Here is a 16,492-nt window from a genome sequence, read left to right on the forward strand (position 1 = left end):
CTCATAAAAAACATGGCTTCATTCAACGATAACGCCAGCATGGCGCTGTTCTGCGACTTTGAAAACGTCGCACTGGGCGTCCGCGACGCCAACTACGAGAAATTCGACATCAAGCCGGTGCTTGAGCGCCTGCTGCTGAAGGGCAGTATCGTGGTCAAGAAGGCGTACTGCGACTGGGACCGCTACAAGGCATTCAAGGCCCCGATGCATGAGGCGAATTTCGAGCTGATTGAGATCCCGCACGTGCGCCTGTCCGGCAAGAACTCGGCCGACATCCGCATGGTGGTCGATGCGCTGGACCTGTGCTACACCAAGGCGCACGTCAACACCTTCGTCATCATTTCCGGCGACTCCGATTTCTCGCCCCTGGTATCCAAGCTGCGCGAGAACGCCAAGCGTGTGATCGGCGTGGGCGTTAAGGACTCGACCTCCGACCTGCTGGTGGCCAACTGCGACGAGTTCATTTTCTACGACGACCTGGTACGCGAGTCGCGCCGCCAGCGCCAGGCAACGCGCAATGACCGCGAGCAGCAGCCAAAGCGTTCGCCGGAAGAGGAGAAGCGCCGCCGTGAAGAAATGGACAAGCGCCGCAACCAATGCGTGGAAATCGCCTATACCACTTTCGATGCGCTGGCTGCCGAACGCGGCGAGGGCAAGATCTGGGCCTCCGTGCTGAAAGAAGCGATCAAGCGCCGCAAGCCGGACTTCAGCGAGTCGTATTACGGTTTCCGTACCTTCGGCAACCTGCTGGAAGAAATGAAGGTGCGCGGCCTGCTGGAATTCGGCCGCGACGAGAAGTCGGGCGCATATGTGTACCGTAGCAGCCAGCCGGCCGTGTTGCCTGCCGGCGATGCATCGAACGAAGCCGATGCCGGAGCGGTGGCGGAGGCCGTTCCTGGCGAGGCGCAGGAAGGTACCGAGGAAGCGGCCGCTGGCGGCGAGGCAGGCGAAGCGCGCCGCGATCGCGAGGGACGCGACAGCCGCCGCAATCGTGGCAACCGTGGTGGGCGTGGCCGTCGCGGCGAGGGCGAAGCTGTCCCTGCTGCTGGCGCTGCTGAAGTGCCTGCCGCTGCCGAAGCTGCTGCCGTGGCGGTTCTGGAAGCGGCTGCGCCGGCGCTCGAGGCGCCCGCTGAAGTATCGGCCGAAGCACCGCCAGCCAAGCGCACGCGCGCTGCTGCCAAGAAGCCGGCAGCCAAGAAAACCAGCTCGCGCGGCAGCAAGGTGGCGCAGGCTGCGGCCGATGCCGCGCAGGCGGTGCAGCATGCGGAGCCTGTGCAGGCCGTAGCCGCTGAAGCTGCGGTGGTGGCCGAAGCGGCGGCGGTGGAAGCGCCGGCCGAAGGCAAGCCTGCGGCGGCGAAGCGCGCCAGGAAGCCGGGCGTGCACAAGCCGTCCGCGCGCAGCAAGCTGCCGAAGAAACCGAAAGCGGAAGCTTAACGTTCGAAATTCGCCGCGCCCCGCGCGGCGATATTTTTTCTGCCATACTCACGGGCACTATGCCCTTCATCTCCGAACTTACCCTGTACCCGATCAAGTCCTGCGCGGGGGTGTCGCTGCAGCAGGCGACCCTGACCCGCGCCGGCCTGATGACCGGGCAAATCTACGACCGCGAGTGGATGCTGGTAGACGCCAGCGGTGTGGCGCTGACGCAGCGCGAGCATCCGCGCATGGCGCTGATCGTGCCGCGCCTGAAAGCGGAAACCATGGAGCTGCGCGCGCCCGGCATGCTGCAGCTGGAAATCCCGCTCGGCCTGCCGGACCCGGAAACGGCGCCGGCGCTGCAGGTGCAGGTCTGGGAAGACACCGTGCTGGCCTACGATTGCGACGACACCACCGCCACCTGGTTCAGCAAGTTCCTCGGCATTGAGTGCCGCCTGGCGCGATTCCACGCCAATGCCAAGCGCCTGACCAGCGGCAAATGGACCAATGGCGAGCAGCATCCGACCCTGTTCTCGGACGGCTACCCGATCCTGGTGATTGGCACCGGTTCGCTGCAGGACCTCAACGAAAAACTCCTGCAGCAGGGCCGCCAGCCGCTGCCGATGAACCGCTTCCGCGCCAACCTGGTGGTGGGCGACCTGGATGCCTTCGAAGAGGACTACACCGAGCAATTCCGCATCGGCCAGGCGACCCTGAAGCCGGTCAAGCCTTGCGCGCGCTGCCCGATGCCATCGGTCGACCAGTCCACCGGTGAATTCGGCCCCGACCCGCTGGATATCCTGCAAAGCTACCGCGCCAAGGCGGAACTCGATGGCGGCATCTGTTTCGGCATGAATGCAATCGTAGCAACAGGTGATGGTATAAAACTATCGGTTGGCGACCCAATCGAGGTTACACTGTCGTTTTAGTAGTGAATATCGGCAGGCGATGGAGATCACGCAGAAAATCACGGGCCAGCAGCCCACCCAGGCGGAACTGGCGGCGGAAAACCAGTCCCTGCGCGCCCGCCTTGCCTACCTGATCGAGCAGGCCGAACGCAATCATTCGATCATGACGCGGCACCAGGCGTTCGACCTGGAAATCGTCGGCGCGGCCAGTTTCCCCGAATTGATCGGCACCATATTCCGCTCCTTGCCGGTGATTTCCGACCTGGATGCGGTGACGTTGTCGCTGGTCGACGTGGACGACGATATCCGCACCGTGATGGAAAAGCTGGGCGTCGATTTCTCCGGCTTCCCCAACCTGGTGTTCGTGCCGCAGGTTGAAAGCCTGGCCTTCGAGCTCGACCCGGGTCAGGCGCCCAAGCCATACCTTGGCATGTTCGACCCGCGCAAGCACGGCCCCCAGTTCCCGCAGCCGGGCATGCGCCTGCAAAGCGTGGGCGTGGTCCCGCTGCTGCGCAATAAGCGGCTGATTGGCTCGCTGAACCTGGGCAGTGCCGATCCGGCGCGCTTCTCGCCCAGCCTGGGCACCGATTTCGTCGAGCACATGGCGTCCATCATCGCCATCTGCCTGGAGAACGTGATCTCCAACGAAATGCTGAAGTACATGGGCTTGACCGATGCGCTGACCGGTGTGTTCAACCGCCGCTACGTGGACCGCCGCCTGCTGGAAGAGATCGCGCGCGCGCGCCGGCAGGCGTATCCGGTGTCGTTCATGTACATTGACATCGACCACTTCAAGCGCGTCAACGATACGGTCGGCCACGGCGGCGGCGATGAGGTGCTGCGCGAAGTGGCCAACCGCATCAAGGCCGAACTGCGCCTGTCGGACGCGCTGGCGCGTTTCGGCGGCGAAGAATTCGTGGTGCTGCTGATCGATGCGGACCTGGAGAGCGCGACCTATGTCGGCGAGCGCATCCGCGCCGGCATCGCGGCCAGCATGATCGAGCTGTCGCATGGAGTGAAGGTGTCGATCACGGCCTCAGTGGGCGTGTCCAGCCTGGCGCTGGTGCCCGGCGACGCCTCGCCGGAAGAGCAGGCGACGCTATTGATCGAACAGGCCGACGAAGCGTTGTACCAGGCCAAGGAAGGCGGCCGCAATCGGGTGATCCGCTACGCTGCCTGAAACCGGTAAGTCCGGGTCTGACACTGGTTCACCGGTTTCAGGCCAGCAGATCGTTTTCGGCGCGCGCCACTTCTTCAGCTGTACCACGCAACACCACCACGTCGCCCGCTTCCAGCGTGGTCCCGGCTTCCGCATCGAGGCGCTGCTTGCCGCGGCGGATGGCGGAGATCGCCGCGCCGGTTTCCTCCAGCGCCAGGTCCTTCACGCATTTGCCGATGCACGAGGCTTGTTCGCCGAGCGGCACGGAATGCAGCCGCACCATTTCCGATTCTTCGCCGCTGTCGCTGGCGCCGTGGAAGTAGCCGCGCAGCGAGGCGTAGCGCTCTTCGCGTGCGCGCTGAACGCGGTGCACCACACGCCGCAGCGGCACGCCCAGCATCACCAGTGCGTGGGAGGCCAACATCAGCGAGCCTTCCATCAATTCCGGCACCACTTCGGCGGCGCCGGCTTCCTTCAGCCGGTCCAGGTCGGAATCGTCGTGCGAACGCACGATGACAGGCAGTTCCGGCGCCAGTTCGTGCACCAGGTGCAGTACCCGCAGCGCGGAAGGGGTCGAGGCGTAAGTGATCACTACCGCCGAAGCGCGCTTGATGCCGACTGCCACCAGCGATTCGCGCCGAGCCGCGTCGCCGTAGGAGACGTTGGCGCCGCCGGCTTGCGCCTCCTGCACCCGCAGCGGGTCCAGGTCCAGCGCCTGGTAAGGAATCTTCTCTTCGGTCAGCAGGGTGGCCAGCGACTGGCCCGAACGGCCGAAGCCCGCCACGATCACGTGTTTCTGCGCCGACATCGTGCGCGCCGCGATATTGGTCAGGTTCAGCGACTGCATCATCCACTCGTTGGCGGAGAACTTCAGCACGATCTTGTCCGACTGCGCGATCAGGAACGGCGCCAGCAGCATCGACAGCACCATCGAGGCCAGCACCACCTGCACCACGAACGGGTCGACCAGCTTCATGCCGCCCACCACGTTCAGCAGCACGAAGCCGAATTCGCCGGCCTGGGCCAGCGCCAGGCCGGTGCGCATGGCCGTCGAGGTGGAGGCACCGAACAGGCGCGCCAGGCCGGCAATCAGGGCGAACTTGAGCAGCACCGGCCCGGTCAGAAGCACCAGCACCAGCCACCAGTTTTCCAGCACCACGCGGGCGTTCAGCAGCATGCCGACGGTGATGAAGAACAGGCCAAGCAGCACGTCGCGGAAGGGCTTGATGTCCTCCTCCACCTGGTGCTTGTACTCGGTTTCGGAAATCAGCATGCCGGCCACGAAGGCGCCCAGCGCCATCGACAGGCCGGCCTGCTCGGTAATCCAGGCCGCGCCCAGCGTCACCAGCAGCAGGTTGAGCATGAACAGCTCCTGCGAACGGCGCAGCACGACGATGGTAAACCACTTGCGCATCACCTTCTGGCCGACGAACAGCAGCAGCAGCAGCACCACGGCAGCCTTCAGGCCGGCCAGGCCCAGGGTCTTGGGCAGGTCGGCCGGATTCTGCGCCAGCGCCGGGATCAGGATCAGCAGCGGCACCACCGCCAGGTCCTGGAACAGCAGGATGCCGATGATCTTGCGCCCATGCTCGCTTTCCAGTTCCAGCCGCTCCGTCAGCAATTTGACCACGATGGCGGTGGACGACATGGCCAGTGCGCCGCCCAGGGCAAACGACGCTTGCCAGCCGAGCTGGATCGAGGGCGGCAGCAGGAAATGGATGATCCAGCCGAACAGCATGGTAGCGACAATGGTCAGCCCCACCTGCGCCATGCCCAGCCCGAACACGATCGAGCGCATGGCCATCAGCTTGGGCAGGGAGAATTCCAGGCCGATCGAGAACATCAGGAACACCACCCCGAATTCGCCCAGCAGTTCGGTGGCATGGCTTTGTTCAGCCAGCCCCATGGCATGCGGGCCGAGCAGGATGCCGACGGCCAGGTAGCCCAGCATTGGCGGCAGGTGCATCATACGGAAAGCAACCACGCCGAGGACGGCGCTGCCGAGCAGGAGGAGGGTCAGTTCAAGGGGGGAGAACATCCGTTGTTTGTTTTGTCTGGCAAGTTTTTTGCTTATCTAATTCGGCTATACTTCGGGCATGAGTGTACCCTATGAAAAAACAATGCTGAAATCTTTTGATGCCAAGACCGCAACACGTGCCCTGGCACTGGCGCGTGAGGCCCTGCAGATCGAAACGGACGCCTTGGCAGCGCTGCATGCGCGCCTGGCCACCGACGAGACCGTAGGCCAGGCGGTGTCGCTGTTGCTGCAATGCAAGGGTCGCGTCGTGGTGTCAGGCATTGGCAAGTCGGGCCATATCGGCCGCAAGATTGCGGCGACGCTGGCGTCCACCGGCACCCCGGCCCTGTTCGTGCATCCGGCCGAAGCCGCGCACGGCGACCTGGGCATGGTGACCCCGGAAGACGTGGTGATCGCCATTTCCTATTCCGGCGAAGCGGCAGAACTGATGGCCATCTTGCCGGTGGTCAAGCGCATGGGCGGCCACGTGATCGCCATGACGGGCAAGCCGCAATCGAGCCTGGCCAAGCTGGCCGACGTGCACCTGGACGTCTCCGTGGCCAAGGAAGCCTGCCCGATGAACCTGGCGCCGACCGCCTCCACCACCGTCACCCTGGCGCTGGGCGACGCGATCGCCGTTGCGCTGCTGGACCTGCGCGGCTTCAAGGAAGAAGATTTCGCCCGTTCCCATCCCGGCGGCGCGCTCGGCCGCCGCCTGCTGACGCATGTGCGCGACGTGATGCGCAAGGATGGCGCCATCCCGGCCGTGGGCCTGGAAACGCGCCTGCCGGACGCGCTGCTGGAAATCACCCAAAAGGGCATGGGCATGACGGCCATCGTCGATGCCGCCAACCAGCCGGTCGGCGTGTTCACCGATGGCGACCTGCGGCGCATGATCGAGAAGGTGCAGGACTTCACCAAGGTCGTCATCAAGGACGTGATGCACCTGAACCCGCGCACCATCGGCCCCGACCAGCTGGCGGTCGACGCCGTGGCCGTGATGGAAGAATTCCGCATCAACCAGATGCTGGTGGTGGATCCGGACGGCACGCTGGTCGGCGCGCTGCACATCCACGACCTGACCCGCGCCAAGGTGATCTGATGATGTCCAAACGCGAAGACCTGGTTGGCCGTGCCGCCAAGGTGCGCCTGTTCATCTTCGACGTGGACGGCGTGCTGACCGACGGCAGCCTGACCTACGGCGCCGACGGCGAAATGGTCAAGACCTTCAATGTGCACGACGGCCTGGGCATCAAGCTGCTGCAGGAAGCCGGCATCAAGACCGCGATCATCAGTGCCCGGCGCACGCCGATCGTATTGGCGCGCGCCAAGGACCTGGGCATCGACTACGTGCACCAGGGCGGCCACGACAAGCTGACCCCGTTCAAGGCGCTGCTGGCCGAACTGGGTTTGGCCGAAGAGCAGGTCGCTTTCATCGGCGACGACGTGGTCGACCTGCCGCTGTTGAGCCGTGTCGGCTTTGCGGTCAGCGTGCCGAATGGCCGCCAGGAAGCGCAGCAGCGTTCCCATTACATCACGGAAGCCGCGGGCGGCCGCGGCGCGGTGCGCGAGGCCTGCGAGTTCGTGCTGCGTGCCACGGGCAGTTATGACCGCGTGATGGCGCAGTTCCTGGTGTAAGGGAGCCGGCAATGCGTAACCAGAGGACCGCCCACCGCTTCCGCCTTTCGCTCGGCATGATCTTCGTGCTGCTGGCGGCGCTCGGCAGCTTTTACCTGCTCGAGCTGCTGAACCGCGCGGACGAACAGATGCAGGCCGATAAACGCTTGAACGAGCCGGACTATATCATCGAGAATTTCTCCTTCGTGCGCATGACCAAGGAAGGCAAGCCAAGCTACATCATTGGCGGCGACAAGCTGACCCATCGCCCGATCGACGATTCTTCCGAGATCGACAACCCGCGCGTGCACAGCCTGGCCGGCGACAAGCCGCCGATGGAAATCGTGGCGGACACCGCGCGCGTGGAGGATGCCAACAGCCGTGTCACCCTGAACGGCAACGTGACGATTGACCGTGCCGCCGCGCCGGACGCGCAACTGCTGCACCTGGAATCTGACAAGCTGGTGATCTTCCCGGACGAAGACCGGATGGAAACCGATCATCCGGTGAAGCTGCGACTTGGCAATACGACTGCTTCGGCCAACAACATGCGCGCCAATAATGCGACGCGCGAGATGCACCTGGCCGGCAATGGCACGCTGCAGCTTCCGCCCAAGGCAGCAGACCAATAACTGAGGAATGACTATGAAACGACTACTCTTGTCGGCAGCCTTGCTGCTGGGAGTCGCGGCTCCGGCGCTGGCCGAGAAAGCCGACTCTTACAAGCCGACCAACATCAGCTATGGCTCGATGGACATCGACGACGTCAAGCAGGTCACCATCCTGCTGGGCGGCGTCAAGCTGACCCGCGGCACGCTGACCATGACGGCCGAACGCGCCTACGTCAAGCAGACGCCGGAAGGCTTCCAGCAGGTGACCCTGTTCGGCGATGGCAAGAAAGCCACCTTCCGCCAGAAGCGTGACGGCGCCGGCGACCAGTGGGTGGAAGGCGATGCCGACCGCATCGAATACGAAGAGCAGGTTGAACTGGTGAAGATGTTCAACAAGGCCACCATCCGCCGCCTGGAAGGCGGCAAGCAGAACGATGAAGTGCAGGGCGAGTTCATCTCCTACGACAGCCGCAAGGAATTCTTCAGCGTGCGCAATACCTCCAGCGGCGAAAGCAAGCCAGGCGGTGGCCGCGGCACCATGGTGATCCAGCCGACCCGTACCGAGCCGCCTGCCACGCCGCCAGCCGCGCAGCCCGCGGCGCCTGCCGCCACTACGGAGAAGAAGTAAGCATGCAAGCAAATACCTGCGCCAGCACGCTGGTCGTGCGCGGCCTCCAGAAAACCTATGGCAAGCGCCAGGTGGTGCACGACGTTTCGCTGCAAGTCGAGTGCGGCGAAGTGGTCGGCCTGCTCGGCCCTAACGGCGCCGGCAAGACCACGTCCTTCTACATGATCGTCGGCCTGGTGGCCTCCGATGCCGGCACCATCGATATCGGCGGCACCGATGTATCGAGCCTGCCGATCCACAAGCGCGCCATGCTGGGCCTGTCCTACCTGCCGCAGGAAGCTTCGGTGTTCCGCAAGATGACTGTGGAAGAGAATATCCGCGCCGTGCTGGAAATCCAGAAGGTCGGAGGCAAGCCGCTTTCCAAGGCCGAGATCGAGCAGCGCCTGGAAGCACTGCTGGCTGACTTGCAGATCGAGAAGCTGCGCGAGAACCCGGCCCTGTCCCTGTCCGGTGGCGAGCGCCGCCGGGTTGAAATCGCGCGCGCCCTGGCCACCAACCCGCGCTTCGTGCTGCTGGACGAACCGTTCGCCGGCGTCGACCCGATCGCCGTGATCGAAATCCAACGTATCGTGCGTTTCCTGAAGGAGCGCAATATCGGTGTCCTGATCACCGACCATAATGTGCGTGAGACCCTCGGCATTTGCGACCGCGCCTACATCATCAACCAGGGCGCCGTGCTGGCCTCGGGCCGCCCGGACGACATCATCGCCAACGAATCCGTACGCCGAGTCTACCTCGGCGAACACTTCCGCATGTAAGCGAAGGCCATGAAACAAACACTGCAACTGCGAACCTCGCAACACCTGGCGCTGACGCCGCAGCTGCAACAATCCATCCGCCTGCTGCAGCTGTCCACGCTGGAGCTGCACCAGGAGTTGGAACAGCTGCTGGGCGACAATCCCATGCTGGAGCGCCTGGACGACCCGCTCGACCACTCGGTACGCCTGCTGGCCGACGGCGCCATCAGCCAGGGCAACGGCAACGGCGCGGACGGCCCTGCTGCGCCCGCCACTGAAGGCGCGCAAGGCGAGGGCGGCGACGCCCCGGCTGCCGCGGCCGAAGGCGAAGGCTACGAAGCCGGCAACAGCGAAAGCGCCGGCAATGGCAGCGACGACGCCGACTGGAGCGCCAGCTCCGGCAGCAAATCCGCCGACGACGAAGACAGCCGCCCGCAGCTGGAAGCTTCCGGCTGCACCCTGCGCGAACACCTGCTGGAGCAGATGCGCGTCACCGTGCAGGAGCCGCGCGACCGCGCGCTGATGGAACTGATCATCGACGCGCTGGACGACAACGGCTACCTGGAAGAAGCGCTGGAAGAAATCCACGAACGCCTGCCGGCCGAGCTGGAAATCGAGCTGGACGAGCTGCGCTGCAGCCTGGTGCTGCTGCAAAGCTTCGACCCGCCCGGCGTCGCCGCACGCAATGCTTCCGAATGCCTGGCGCTGCAGATCAAGCGCATGCCCGGCGTGCCGCTGGTGACGCGGCGCATGGCGCTGACCATCGTCGAAAAGTACCTGACCTGGTTCGCCCAGCGCGAATTCACCAAGCTGAAGAAAGCGCTCGACTGCGACGATGAAGACCTGCGCGAAGCGCAGTGCGTGATCCGCCAGTGCAACCCGCATCCGGGCGCCGAATTTGCGTCAGGCGAGTCAGACTATGTGGTGCCGGACGTGATCGTGAAAAAGGGCCGCGGCGGCTGGCTGGTCACCCTGAACAACGACGTGGTGCCGCGCCTGCGCGTGAATGCCCTGTACGCCAACCTGCTCAAGCAGGGAAAGAGCGAGTCGCAGATGAATGGCCAGCTGCAGGAAGCCAAGTGGCTGATCAAGAATATGCGCCAGCGCTTCGACACCATCCTGCGCGTCGCGGAGGCGATAGTAGAAAGACAAAAGAACTTTTTCAGCCATGGCGCGGTGGCCATGAGACCCCTTGTGTTGCGTGAAATTGCTGATACACTGGGACTACACGAGAGCACTATTTCTCGCGTAACAACTCAAAAATATATGCTCACCCCGCATGGCATGTTTGAGTTGAAATATTTCTTTGGTAGCCACGTCGCGACCGAAGCTGGGGGTGAGGCTTCCTCGACTGCGATACGGGCACTGATCGTGCAATTGACAGGAGCAGAAGACCCGAAAAATCCTTTATCCGACAGTAAGATTGCGGACATGCTGGGAGAACAAGGCATGGTGATTGCGCGACGGACTGTTGCCAAATATCGAGAAGCGTTGAAAATCCCTCCGGTAAGCCTCCGCAAATCTTTGTAGTGCAGTGCATGGGTTCCTCTGTGCGTTTCGGCGTGCACGAACTCGAGAGCGACATCATCTTTAGGAGTGTGTATGAATCTCACCATCAGTGGACATCATGTCGAAGTGACCCCAGCCATCCGCGAGTATGTGCAGAACAAGCTGGAAAGAGTCAAACGTCATTTCGATCAAGTAATTGATATTGCTGTCATCCTGACTGTAGATAACCTCACCGAGAAAGAGAAGCGCCAGAAAGCGGAAATCAACCTGCGCATGTCTGGCAAAACCGTGTACGTCGAAAGCCTGTCGCAAGACCTCTACGCCGCCATCGACACCCTGATTGATAAACTGGATCGCCAGGTCATGAAGTACAAAGACCGTGTGCAGAACCACACTCATGCGGCCATCAAGCATTTCCCGGATACGTACGAAGCACCACCCACCGCCGGGTAAAGGACCGGTCGTGTAGCACACCAAAGGGCGCAATTGGCGCCCTTTTTTGCGACCAGTGTGCGTTAGAATATTTGCATGAGCGAACACGTCCACACCCATATCTCCAACGGCACCGGCTTCATCACGCTGGACCGCCCCAAAGCCCTCAATTCACTGTCCCTCGGCATGGTGCGTGCGATGACGCAGGCACTGCTGGCGTGGCGCGACGATACGTCCGTGGCGGCCGTCGTGCTGCGCAGCAGCAGCGAACGCGCGCTGTGCGCAGGCGGCGATATCCGCTTCTTCTACGACGTCGGCCGCGCCAATCCGCAAGGCGACAGCGCCTTGCTGGAGGACTTCTTCACCGAAGAATATGCGCTGAACCATTTGATCCATTTCTATCCCAAGCCGTATGTGGCACTGATGGATGGCGTGGTGATGGGCGGCGGCATGGGTGTCGCCCAGGGCGGGCCCGACTGCGGCGTGCGCATCGTCACCGGCCGCACCAAGATGGCGATGCCGGAAGTGAATATCGGCCTGTTTCCGGACGTGGGCGGCAGCCATTTCCTGTCGCATGCGCCCGGGCAGCTTGGCATGTGGCTCGGGCTGACCGGCCTGACGGTCGGCGCAGCCGACGCGCTCTACCTCGACCTGGCCGACTACTTCGTACCTGAGACCGAGCTGGCTGGCCTGGCCGAGCTATTCGAGCGTACGCCGGGCCGCACCCTGCGCGACGCGATCGCCGTGTTCTCCGGCCCGCACAACGCTTTCGCCGGCGACAGCGAACTGGAAGCGCAGCGCCCCCTGATCGATCAGCATTTCTCGGCGGGTTCGGTCGCTGCCATCATGGAATCGCTGCGTGGCGACAGTGCGCCTTTCGCGCAAAAGTCGCTGAAGGCAATGGAGCTGCGCTCGCCATTGATGATGAGCGTGACCCACGAGCTGCTGAAGCGCGGCGCAGCGCTGGGCGTATCTGATTGCCTGCGCATGGAACGTAACCTGGTGCGCCGCAACTTCGAGCATGGAGAAATTTTCGAAGGCGTGCGCGCCCTGGTGATCGACAAGGACAACCAGCCCAAGTGGAATCCCGCGACCCTGGCCGAAGTCACGCCCGCAATGGTGGAGCGCTTCTTCGAACCATGCTGGCCGGCCTGGGCGCATCCATTGCGGCAGCTCGCATGAGGGAATTGGACCGGATCGACCGCAGCATCCTCAATATCCTGCAAGAGGATGCCAGCACGCCCCTGCGCGAGATAGCCGAGCGCGTCCATTCATCGGTCGCCACCTGCCAGCGCCGCATTGAAAAGCTGCGTGCCGACGGCGTGCTGGTGAAAGCGGTTGCGCTGGTGGACCGCGCGCTGGCCGGGCGGCCGCTGACGGTGTTCGTGTCGGTCGAACTGGAGAAGCAGAATACCGACATTCTCAAGCAGTTCGAGCATCGCATGCGCTCGGAGCCTGAGGTGATGTCGTGCTACGAGGTGGCAGGCGAGTTCGACTTCCACCTGATCGTCACGGTGGAATCGATGGAAGAATACAGCGCCTTCACGCGCCGCGTGTTCACCTCCCACCACAACGTCATCAACGTCAAGAGCCTGTTCGCGATGAACTGCTCAAAGTTCGAGACCAAGCTCACCCTTTGACGCTAAGTCGGTGCCAGGTCTGTCATTCGGACAGCTAACGCTATCATTTGAGAAATATCAAAGCGAGAATTTCGTCGATTTCGCGTATTGAGATTAATCAAAGATCCGGTGCCTTTGTCCGAATGACAGACCTGGCACCGACTCTGGTTGCCAGCGTGGCCGCCATCGCGGCAATGCAGGGTAACCAGACCCATAGGAGCTCGGATTTGATTACCGTCAGGCCGGCGGGGCCCAGGAAGCGGCCCATCGTTAATGGCGATACGCGGATAAACTGGACCGGGAAGAAGTGCCGCTGATCGGAGAAGGGCCACCAGATTGCTGCACCAAGACCGCCGGTCGTGAGCATATCGAGCAAAGGATGCGAAACGCAGGCGATGGACACGAACGCCATGGCCACCCAGCGTTTCGCTTGCAACTTCGGCGCAGCAAGCGCTGCCAGCATTCCTAAAGCCAGTGCAAATGCAATCGAATGCGATGCGCCGCGATGGCCTAGCTGGTTCGCGTATTCGATTCCGAGCTTGAACGCGATGACGTCCATGTCGGGCACGATGGATGCAGCCATGCCTGCCAACAGTAGCCTGCGTGAAATGCGGTTTGGACCTAGTACGACGCCAAGTGCCAGCGGAATCGCTGGGTGCGTGAGGATAGTGGGCATGGTGCGGAAGAACTTAAATTGGAGGCTTGTTGTGAAAGCCCAGGTACAGTGTCTGTAGCGGTGGCGGCAGCTTGCTCCAGTACGCCGCTGCCTTGGCTGGTGGCACTTGCCAGAACAGGTTTTCGACAAACGATACGTCGATACACTGCCTGACCTCTTCGCTGGCAGACGCGAAGACATTCGTGACGAACTCGAAGAACTGGGAACACTCGACGAGAGAGTCTTCCCGTTGCATGTCATCGTTCAGGGCATTGGCTGCGCTTTCGAACCAGCTATAGGGTTCTGCTGCGAGAGGCTGCTCGTTCCAGTACTTGAGGTATTTGCGATCGGCCTTCTGGGCTAGTGCAGGGAAGCGCTCGCGGGCCGCCAGGTAAAACGCTGAATTGGTCTGCATTACTCTTTGGGGCAGTCGACCGCAGGTAGCGGGCCGAAGACGACCTCGGAATCAGCCGGACCGGAAGTCTGCAGGATGTAGACGACTTTGGCCGCACTGTCGACGTACATCATGTGCGCGCGGCCGCCAGGCAGCATTCCAGGCGAATTAAGCGTCATGTGACGCGTATCGCGCAGCGCTTCCGGAAGCTTCGGCACGGTAGGCCATTTTTCGCGGGTGCCGGACGGCGACACGAAGCTGGCGTAATGCGCAGCCGTGCAGCGCCAGATTGGTTCCGGCTCGATGGGTGCAGCGCCCAGCGCTGCTGCAAGCAGTAATGAGATCGCCATATGCAGATAATAGATCAAAAATCCGGTGCCGCATTAAATTTCATTGTTACCGGCGGCTGAGCTGGGGCCTGACCGGCGGTGCGCCGCTTTCCATGCGGATGCGCAATTCTCCATCTTCCTTGACCAGCAGGGCAGCATACGAATGGGATGTGGTCTCGGCGCCGGCTTGGTCGCTGCGTGCGACACCGCCAGTGACCATGACCGACTGGTCGCCAAGCTTTTCAAATGCCAGGCCTTGCCAGCGGAATGTGACTGGCGGCTTCCAGCCTTTGGCATATTCGCTGGACAGCTTGTCGAACGTAAGCTCTTCTTTCCATTCGCCGCCAATGAAAATGGTACCGCGCCGGGAATAGCGGTTGACGAGCGCCTTGCGGTCGCCTGCCGTGACGTCTTCCGCGTAGGTGTCCATGAAGAAGTGCGCGAGATCGAGGATGTCGGTGGCTGCGGGATCGACGCAGGCGATCTTTGGCAAAGGGCCGAAGAACACTACCGAATCCAAGGTGCCCGCAGGATTGCTCGATGTAGGCGGTGCCGGACTTTGTATCGGCGTACATCACATGTGATTTGCCGCCGGCATAGGCGCCCGATGTGTTGAGCAGCATGGACCGCTTGTTTGCGCAGATGTTCCGGCAGGGCCTTCAGCACGGGCCATTTGGCCGAGGCGCCGGATGGGGAAACGAAGGCGCCGTAGTGCTTCGCGGTGCAGCGCCAGGCTGGATCGGGATCGGCGGGTGCGGAAGCGACTGCGGCGGCCAGCAAGACGAGCAAGCTCATGTTTCCTCCAACTCTTTCATGCGTTGCGGGATCAATTCCATCTTGTCTTCAGCGTTGAAACTCGTCGCAGCTATCGGCGATTTTTTGCTCTGGCCCAAGCTCTTTCGTAAAGTACAGCTTCTCGCAGTCGCACCGCAGGCGGGCCTTGAGTTTCTTGCCCTTCCTGAGTTCCGCAGTCCAGCAGGAGTCGGCGCAGCCGCAGGACCGATAGGTCAGGACTTCGCCCGCGCGCGGCCAATCCAGATTGTATTTGTGATGCTGCCCGGCTGCCTGCACTGCAGGAAGCAGGACCAGCATCGCAATCAGAAATAGCTGGTGTATTTTCATTCGGGAAAAATGGATTGGAAACTTACGCCGCAGGACTTGAATGTAAGCACCTTCAGTTGATGCGGCTCGACCTTGAATTTGACCTTGGCGAAGTTGTTTTCGCTGACGCCATCGCATGGAATATTCAACGCGTGCTCGCCGACTTGAACCTGGACGGTTTGACCGGCGTGGTCGATCGCATCTTTCAGCGTGGTGGTTTCGATCCGTTCCATGAAGTCGGCTCGGACACCTTCAGGCAGCTGCGGTGAGACCGAAATCAATTTCTGCATAATGGCGGATGTTAGTATATCGGCAATTGAAAAAAATTCCCACTGTCATATGCGTAATCGGGAAATCGTTTCGCGCGGACTGCCTAAGATGAGCGCTCGTTGTTTGACAGGAGAGCATCATGATTGACCACGTATCCATCGCCACCCACGACCTGCCGCGCGCGGTGGAATTTTATACAGCCTGCCTGGAGCCGCTTGGCTACAGCGTCCAGCACCAGGACGACAAGCAGGCCATCTTCGGCGCCGACGGCCATTGGGCCTTCGCCATCTATCCTGCGCAAGGCGACGCGCCGCTGGTCGGCCAGCGCGGCCACATCGCCATCAAGTCGCCATCGCAACTGGCGACGCATGCCTTCCACGCCAACGCCATGGCGCAAGGCGCTGCATCCTTGCGTACGCCGGGCCTGCGTCCTGATGTCAACGAGCGCTATTTTGGGACGATGATCACCGATCCGGACCAGCATACGATCGAAGTGGTGCACTGGCTGGACTAATTTGGTGCACGGGGCTGGCCGGCGGCTGGCCCGCATCTTGCAGTAATGCTTGGGTCATCCACTTTATCCAAGCGCTCAATGACCACCATACGCTCAGCCCATCCGGCCGATGCCGCAGCCATCGCTGCAATCTACAACTACTACGTCGCAACTACCACCATCACGTTCGAAGAGTCCGAAGTCGGCATCGACGATATGGCCAACCGCATCACGAAAGTGATTTCATCCAAGCTGCCATGGCTGGTGCTGGAGCAGGATGGAAAAATCCTCGGGTACGCGTATGCCAGCAAATGGAAGGAACGCTCGGCCTATCGTTTCTCGGTCGAGAGTTCGATATACCTGCATCAGGAGGTGCGTGGAAAAGGCTTCGCGCGCAAGCTGTACCAGCATTTGTTCAACCTGCTGCGCCAGAGCGGAGTGCACCTGGTGATTGGCGGCGTCGCACTGCCCAACGAGGCCAGTGTTGGACTGCATGAGAAGATGGGTTTCCAGTCGGTCGGCGCCTTCAAGGAGGTCGGCCGCAAGTTCGGCCGCTGGATCGACGTCAGCTACTGGCAGCTAAGGCTGGAATAATCG

The 16,492-nt window shown here is 62.0% G+C and carries 21 protein-coding genes; 16 read left to right on the plus strand and 5 right to left on the minus strand.

Annotated elements, in window-relative coordinates; genetic code table 11:
• Positions 1 to 12: 12 nt before the first annotated feature.
• The 3 genes from ACQ4MM_RS17695 to ACQ4MM_RS17705 are packed head-to-tail and all read left to right on the plus strand — an operon-like array spanning position 13 to position 3,504.
• Positions 13 to 1,434 carry an NYN domain-containing protein gene (locus tag ACQ4MM_RS17695; RefSeq protein WP_431478567.1) on the plus strand — a complete coding sequence of 474 codons (1,422 nt, stop codon included), beginning with the start codon at positions 13 to 15 and terminating at the stop codon, positions 1,432 to 1,434.
• 59 nt (positions 1,435 to 1,493) lie between these two features.
• Complete coding sequence (locus ACQ4MM_RS17700) at positions 1,494 to 2,345, plus strand: MOSC domain-containing protein (protein ID WP_431478568.1); 852 nt, start codon at positions 1,494 to 1,496, stop codon at positions 2,343 to 2,345.
• A 19-nt stretch (positions 2,346 to 2,364) separates the two neighbouring features.
• Positions 2,365 to 3,504 carry a DUF484 family protein gene (locus ACQ4MM_RS17705; protein ID WP_431478569.1) on the plus strand — a complete coding sequence of 380 codons (1,140 nt, stop codon included), beginning with the start codon at positions 2,365 to 2,367 and terminating at the stop codon, positions 3,502 to 3,504.
• Positions 3,505 to 3,541: 37 nt separating this feature from the next.
• Here the strand turns inward: ACQ4MM_RS17705 and ACQ4MM_RS17710 are convergent, their stop codons facing one another.
• The gene (locus tag ACQ4MM_RS17710; RefSeq protein ID WP_431478570.1) at positions 3,542 to 5,521 is read right to left on the minus strand and encodes a cation:proton antiporter; all 1,980 of its coding nucleotides are present in this window, start codon (positions 5,519 to 5,521) and stop codon (positions 3,542 to 3,544) included.
• An 82-nt stretch (positions 5,522 to 5,603) separates the two neighbouring features.
• On the opposite strand from ACQ4MM_RS17710, the gene ACQ4MM_RS17715 reads away from it, so the two are divergent.
• The 9 genes from ACQ4MM_RS17715 to ACQ4MM_RS17755 all read left to right on the plus strand — a co-directional run bounded on the left by ACQ4MM_RS17715 (position 5,604) and on the right by ACQ4MM_RS17755 (position 12,674).
• Positions 5,604 to 6,602 carry a KpsF/GutQ family sugar-phosphate isomerase gene (locus ACQ4MM_RS17715; protein ID WP_431478571.1) on the plus strand — a complete coding sequence of 333 codons (999 nt, stop codon included), beginning with the start codon at positions 5,604 to 5,606 and terminating at the stop codon, positions 6,600 to 6,602.
• Positions 6,602 to 7,138 carry a KdsC family phosphatase gene (locus ACQ4MM_RS17720; protein WP_431478572.1) on the plus strand — a complete coding sequence of 179 codons (537 nt, stop codon included), beginning with the start codon at positions 6,602 to 6,604 and terminating at the stop codon, positions 7,136 to 7,138. The genes ACQ4MM_RS17715 and ACQ4MM_RS17720 overlap by 1 nt, the downstream gene beginning before the upstream one ends.
• 11 nt (positions 7,139 to 7,149) lie before the next feature.
• Positions 7,150 to 7,749, plus strand: coding sequence for an LPS export ABC transporter periplasmic protein LptC (gene lptC, locus ACQ4MM_RS17725; RefSeq protein WP_431478573.1), 600 nt, complete (start codon positions 7,150 to 7,152; stop codon positions 7,747 to 7,749).
• A 13-nt stretch (positions 7,750 to 7,762) separates the two neighbouring features.
• Positions 7,763 to 8,356, plus strand: a complete 594-nt coding sequence (gene lptA, locus ACQ4MM_RS17730; protein ID WP_431478574.1) for a lipopolysaccharide transport periplasmic protein LptA — start codon at positions 7,763 to 7,765, stop codon at positions 8,354 to 8,356.
• A 2-nt stretch (positions 8,357 to 8,358) separates the two neighbouring features.
• Positions 8,359 to 9,114, plus strand: coding sequence for an LPS export ABC transporter ATP-binding protein (gene lptB, locus ACQ4MM_RS17735; protein WP_431478575.1), 756 nt, complete (start codon positions 8,359 to 8,361; stop codon positions 9,112 to 9,114).
• 9 nt (positions 9,115 to 9,123) lie between these two features.
• The gene (locus ACQ4MM_RS17740) at positions 9,124 to 10,623 is read left to right on the plus strand and encodes an RNA polymerase factor sigma-54 (RefSeq protein WP_431478576.1); all 1,500 of its coding nucleotides are present in this window, start codon (positions 9,124 to 9,126) and stop codon (positions 10,621 to 10,623) included.
• Positions 10,624 to 10,695: 72 nt separating this feature from the next.
• Entirely contained in the window at positions 10,696 to 11,055 is a 360-nt protein-coding gene (gene hpf, locus ACQ4MM_RS17745; RefSeq protein WP_431478577.1) for a ribosome hibernation-promoting factor, HPF/YfiA family, read from the plus strand.
• A gap of 75 nt (positions 11,056 to 11,130) precedes the next feature.
• Positions 11,131 to 12,216, plus strand: a complete 1,086-nt coding sequence (locus ACQ4MM_RS17750; protein ID WP_431478578.1) for an enoyl-CoA hydratase/isomerase family protein — start codon at positions 11,131 to 11,133, stop codon at positions 12,214 to 12,216.
• Positions 12,213 to 12,674, plus strand: coding sequence for an Lrp/AsnC family transcriptional regulator (locus ACQ4MM_RS17755; protein WP_431478579.1), 462 nt, complete (start codon positions 12,213 to 12,215; stop codon positions 12,672 to 12,674). Before ACQ4MM_RS17750 ends, ACQ4MM_RS17755 begins: the two co-directional genes overlap by 4 nt.
• 97 nt (positions 12,675 to 12,771) lie before the next feature.
• On the opposite strand, the gene ACQ4MM_RS17760 is transcribed toward ACQ4MM_RS17755, so the two are convergent.
• Genes ACQ4MM_RS17760 through ACQ4MM_RS17775 form a run of 4 tightly spaced genes read right to left on the minus strand, consistent with a single transcriptional unit; the run spans position 12,772 to position 14,539 of the window.
• Complete coding sequence (locus ACQ4MM_RS17760; protein WP_431478580.1) at positions 12,772 to 13,329, minus strand: metal-dependent hydrolase; 558 nt, start codon at positions 13,327 to 13,329, stop codon at positions 12,772 to 12,774.
• 13 nt (positions 13,330 to 13,342) lie between these two features.
• Positions 13,343 to 13,723, minus strand: a complete 381-nt coding sequence (locus tag ACQ4MM_RS17765; RefSeq protein ID WP_431478581.1) for a DUF7674 family protein — start codon at positions 13,721 to 13,723, stop codon at positions 13,343 to 13,345.
• Positions 13,723 to 14,052 carry a hypothetical protein gene (locus tag ACQ4MM_RS17770; protein WP_431478582.1) on the minus strand — a complete coding sequence of 110 codons (330 nt, stop codon included), beginning with the start codon at positions 14,050 to 14,052 and terminating at the stop codon, positions 13,723 to 13,725. The genes ACQ4MM_RS17765 and ACQ4MM_RS17770 overlap by 1 nt, the downstream gene beginning before the upstream one ends.
• A 46-nt stretch (positions 14,053 to 14,098) precedes the next feature.
• On the minus strand, positions 14,099 to 14,539 hold the full coding sequence (locus ACQ4MM_RS17775; RefSeq protein WP_431478583.1) for a hypothetical protein: 441 nt from the start codon (positions 14,537 to 14,539) through the stop codon (positions 14,099 to 14,101).
• A gap of 113 nt (positions 14,540 to 14,652) precedes the next feature.
• Here ACQ4MM_RS17775 and ACQ4MM_RS17780 point away from each other — a divergent pair, with 113 nt between their 5' ends.
• The 4 genes from ACQ4MM_RS17780 (at position 14,653) to ACQ4MM_RS17795 (ending at position 16,489) form a co-directional block, all read left to right on the plus strand.
• Entirely contained in the window at positions 14,653 to 15,138 is a 486-nt protein-coding gene (locus tag ACQ4MM_RS17780) for a hypothetical protein (protein WP_431478584.1), read from the plus strand.
• Positions 15,139 to 15,167: 29 nt separating this feature from the next.
• Positions 15,168 to 15,401 (plus strand): hypothetical protein, encoded by a 234-nt coding sequence (locus tag ACQ4MM_RS17785; RefSeq protein WP_431478585.1) that lies wholly within the window; start codon positions 15,168 to 15,170, stop codon positions 15,399 to 15,401.
• A 140-nt stretch (positions 15,402 to 15,541) separates the two neighbouring features.
• Entirely contained in the window at positions 15,542 to 15,916 is a 375-nt protein-coding gene (locus ACQ4MM_RS17790; RefSeq protein WP_431478586.1) for a VOC family protein, read from the plus strand.
• 78 nt (positions 15,917 to 15,994) lie between these two features.
• The gene (locus ACQ4MM_RS17795; protein WP_431478587.1) at positions 15,995 to 16,489 is read left to right on the plus strand and encodes an arsinothricin resistance N-acetyltransferase ArsN1 family B; all 495 of its coding nucleotides are present in this window, start codon (positions 15,995 to 15,997) and stop codon (positions 16,487 to 16,489) included.
• The last annotated feature ends 3 nt before the right edge of the window (positions 16,490 to 16,492 follow it).

The organism is Massilia eburnea, from assembly GCF_050709955.1.
In the GTDB taxonomy this organism is placed as follows: domain Bacteria; phylum Pseudomonadota; class Gammaproteobacteria; order Burkholderiales; family Burkholderiaceae_D; genus Rugamonas; species Rugamonas eburnea_A.

Bases quoted from the DNA above. Each gene is read 5' to 3' on its own strand.
- ACQ4MM_RS17760 (WP_431478580.1), bottom strand. From the start codon at position 13,329: ATGCCCACTATCCTCACGCACCCAGCGATTCCGCTGGCACTTGGCGTC.
- ACQ4MM_RS17700 (WP_431478568.1), top strand. From the start codon at position 1,494: ATGCCCTTCATCTCCGAACTTACCCTGTACCCGATCAAGTCCTGCGCG.
- ACQ4MM_RS17795 (WP_431478587.1), top strand. From the start codon at position 15,995: ATGACCACCATACGCTCAGCCCATCCGGCCGATGCCGCAGCCATCGCT.
- lptB (WP_431478575.1), top strand. From the start codon at position 8,359: ATGCAAGCAAATACCTGCGCCAGCACGCTGGTCGTGCGCGGCCTCCAG.
- lptC (WP_431478573.1), top strand. From the start codon at position 7,150: ATGCGTAACCAGAGGACCGCCCACCGCTTCCGCCTTTCGCTCGGCATG.
- ACQ4MM_RS17750 (WP_431478578.1), top strand. From the start codon at position 11,131: ATGAGCGAACACGTCCACACCCATATCTCCAACGGCACCGGCTTCATC.
- hpf (WP_431478577.1), top strand. From the start codon at position 10,696: ATGAATCTCACCATCAGTGGACATCATGTCGAAGTGACCCCAGCCATC.
- ACQ4MM_RS17770 (WP_431478582.1), bottom strand. From the start codon at position 14,052: ATGGCGATCTCATTACTGCTTGCAGCAGCGCTGGGCGCTGCACCCATC.
- lptA (WP_431478574.1), top strand. From the start codon at position 7,763: ATGAAACGACTACTCTTGTCGGCAGCCTTGCTGCTGGGAGTCGCGGCT.
- ACQ4MM_RS17740 (WP_431478576.1), top strand. From the start codon at position 9,124: ATGAAACAAACACTGCAACTGCGAACCTCGCAACACCTGGCGCTGACG.
- ACQ4MM_RS17705 (WP_431478569.1), top strand. From the start codon at position 2,365: ATGGAGATCACGCAGAAAATCACGGGCCAGCAGCCCACCCAGGCGGAA.
- ACQ4MM_RS17710 (WP_431478570.1), bottom strand. From the start codon at position 5,521: ATGTTCTCCCCCCTTGAACTGACCCTCCTCCTGCTCGGCAGCGCCGTC.
- ACQ4MM_RS17695 (WP_431478567.1), top strand. From the start codon at position 13: ATGGCTTCATTCAACGATAACGCCAGCATGGCGCTGTTCTGCGACTTT.
- ACQ4MM_RS17715 (WP_431478571.1), top strand. From the start codon at position 5,604: ATGCTGAAATCTTTTGATGCCAAGACCGCAACACGTGCCCTGGCACTG.
- ACQ4MM_RS17790 (WP_431478586.1), top strand. From the start codon at position 15,542: ATGATTGACCACGTATCCATCGCCACCCACGACCTGCCGCGCGCGGTG.
- ACQ4MM_RS17755 (WP_431478579.1), top strand. From the start codon at position 12,213: ATGAGGGAATTGGACCGGATCGACCGCAGCATCCTCAATATCCTGCAA.
- ACQ4MM_RS17765 (WP_431478581.1), bottom strand. From the start codon at position 13,723: ATGCAGACCAATTCAGCGTTTTACCTGGCGGCCCGCGAGCGCTTCCCT.
- ACQ4MM_RS17780 (WP_431478584.1), top strand. From the start codon at position 14,653: ATGGACCGCTTGTTTGCGCAGATGTTCCGGCAGGGCCTTCAGCACGGG.
- ACQ4MM_RS17720 (WP_431478572.1), top strand. From the start codon at position 6,602: ATGATGTCCAAACGCGAAGACCTGGTTGGCCGTGCCGCCAAGGTGCGC.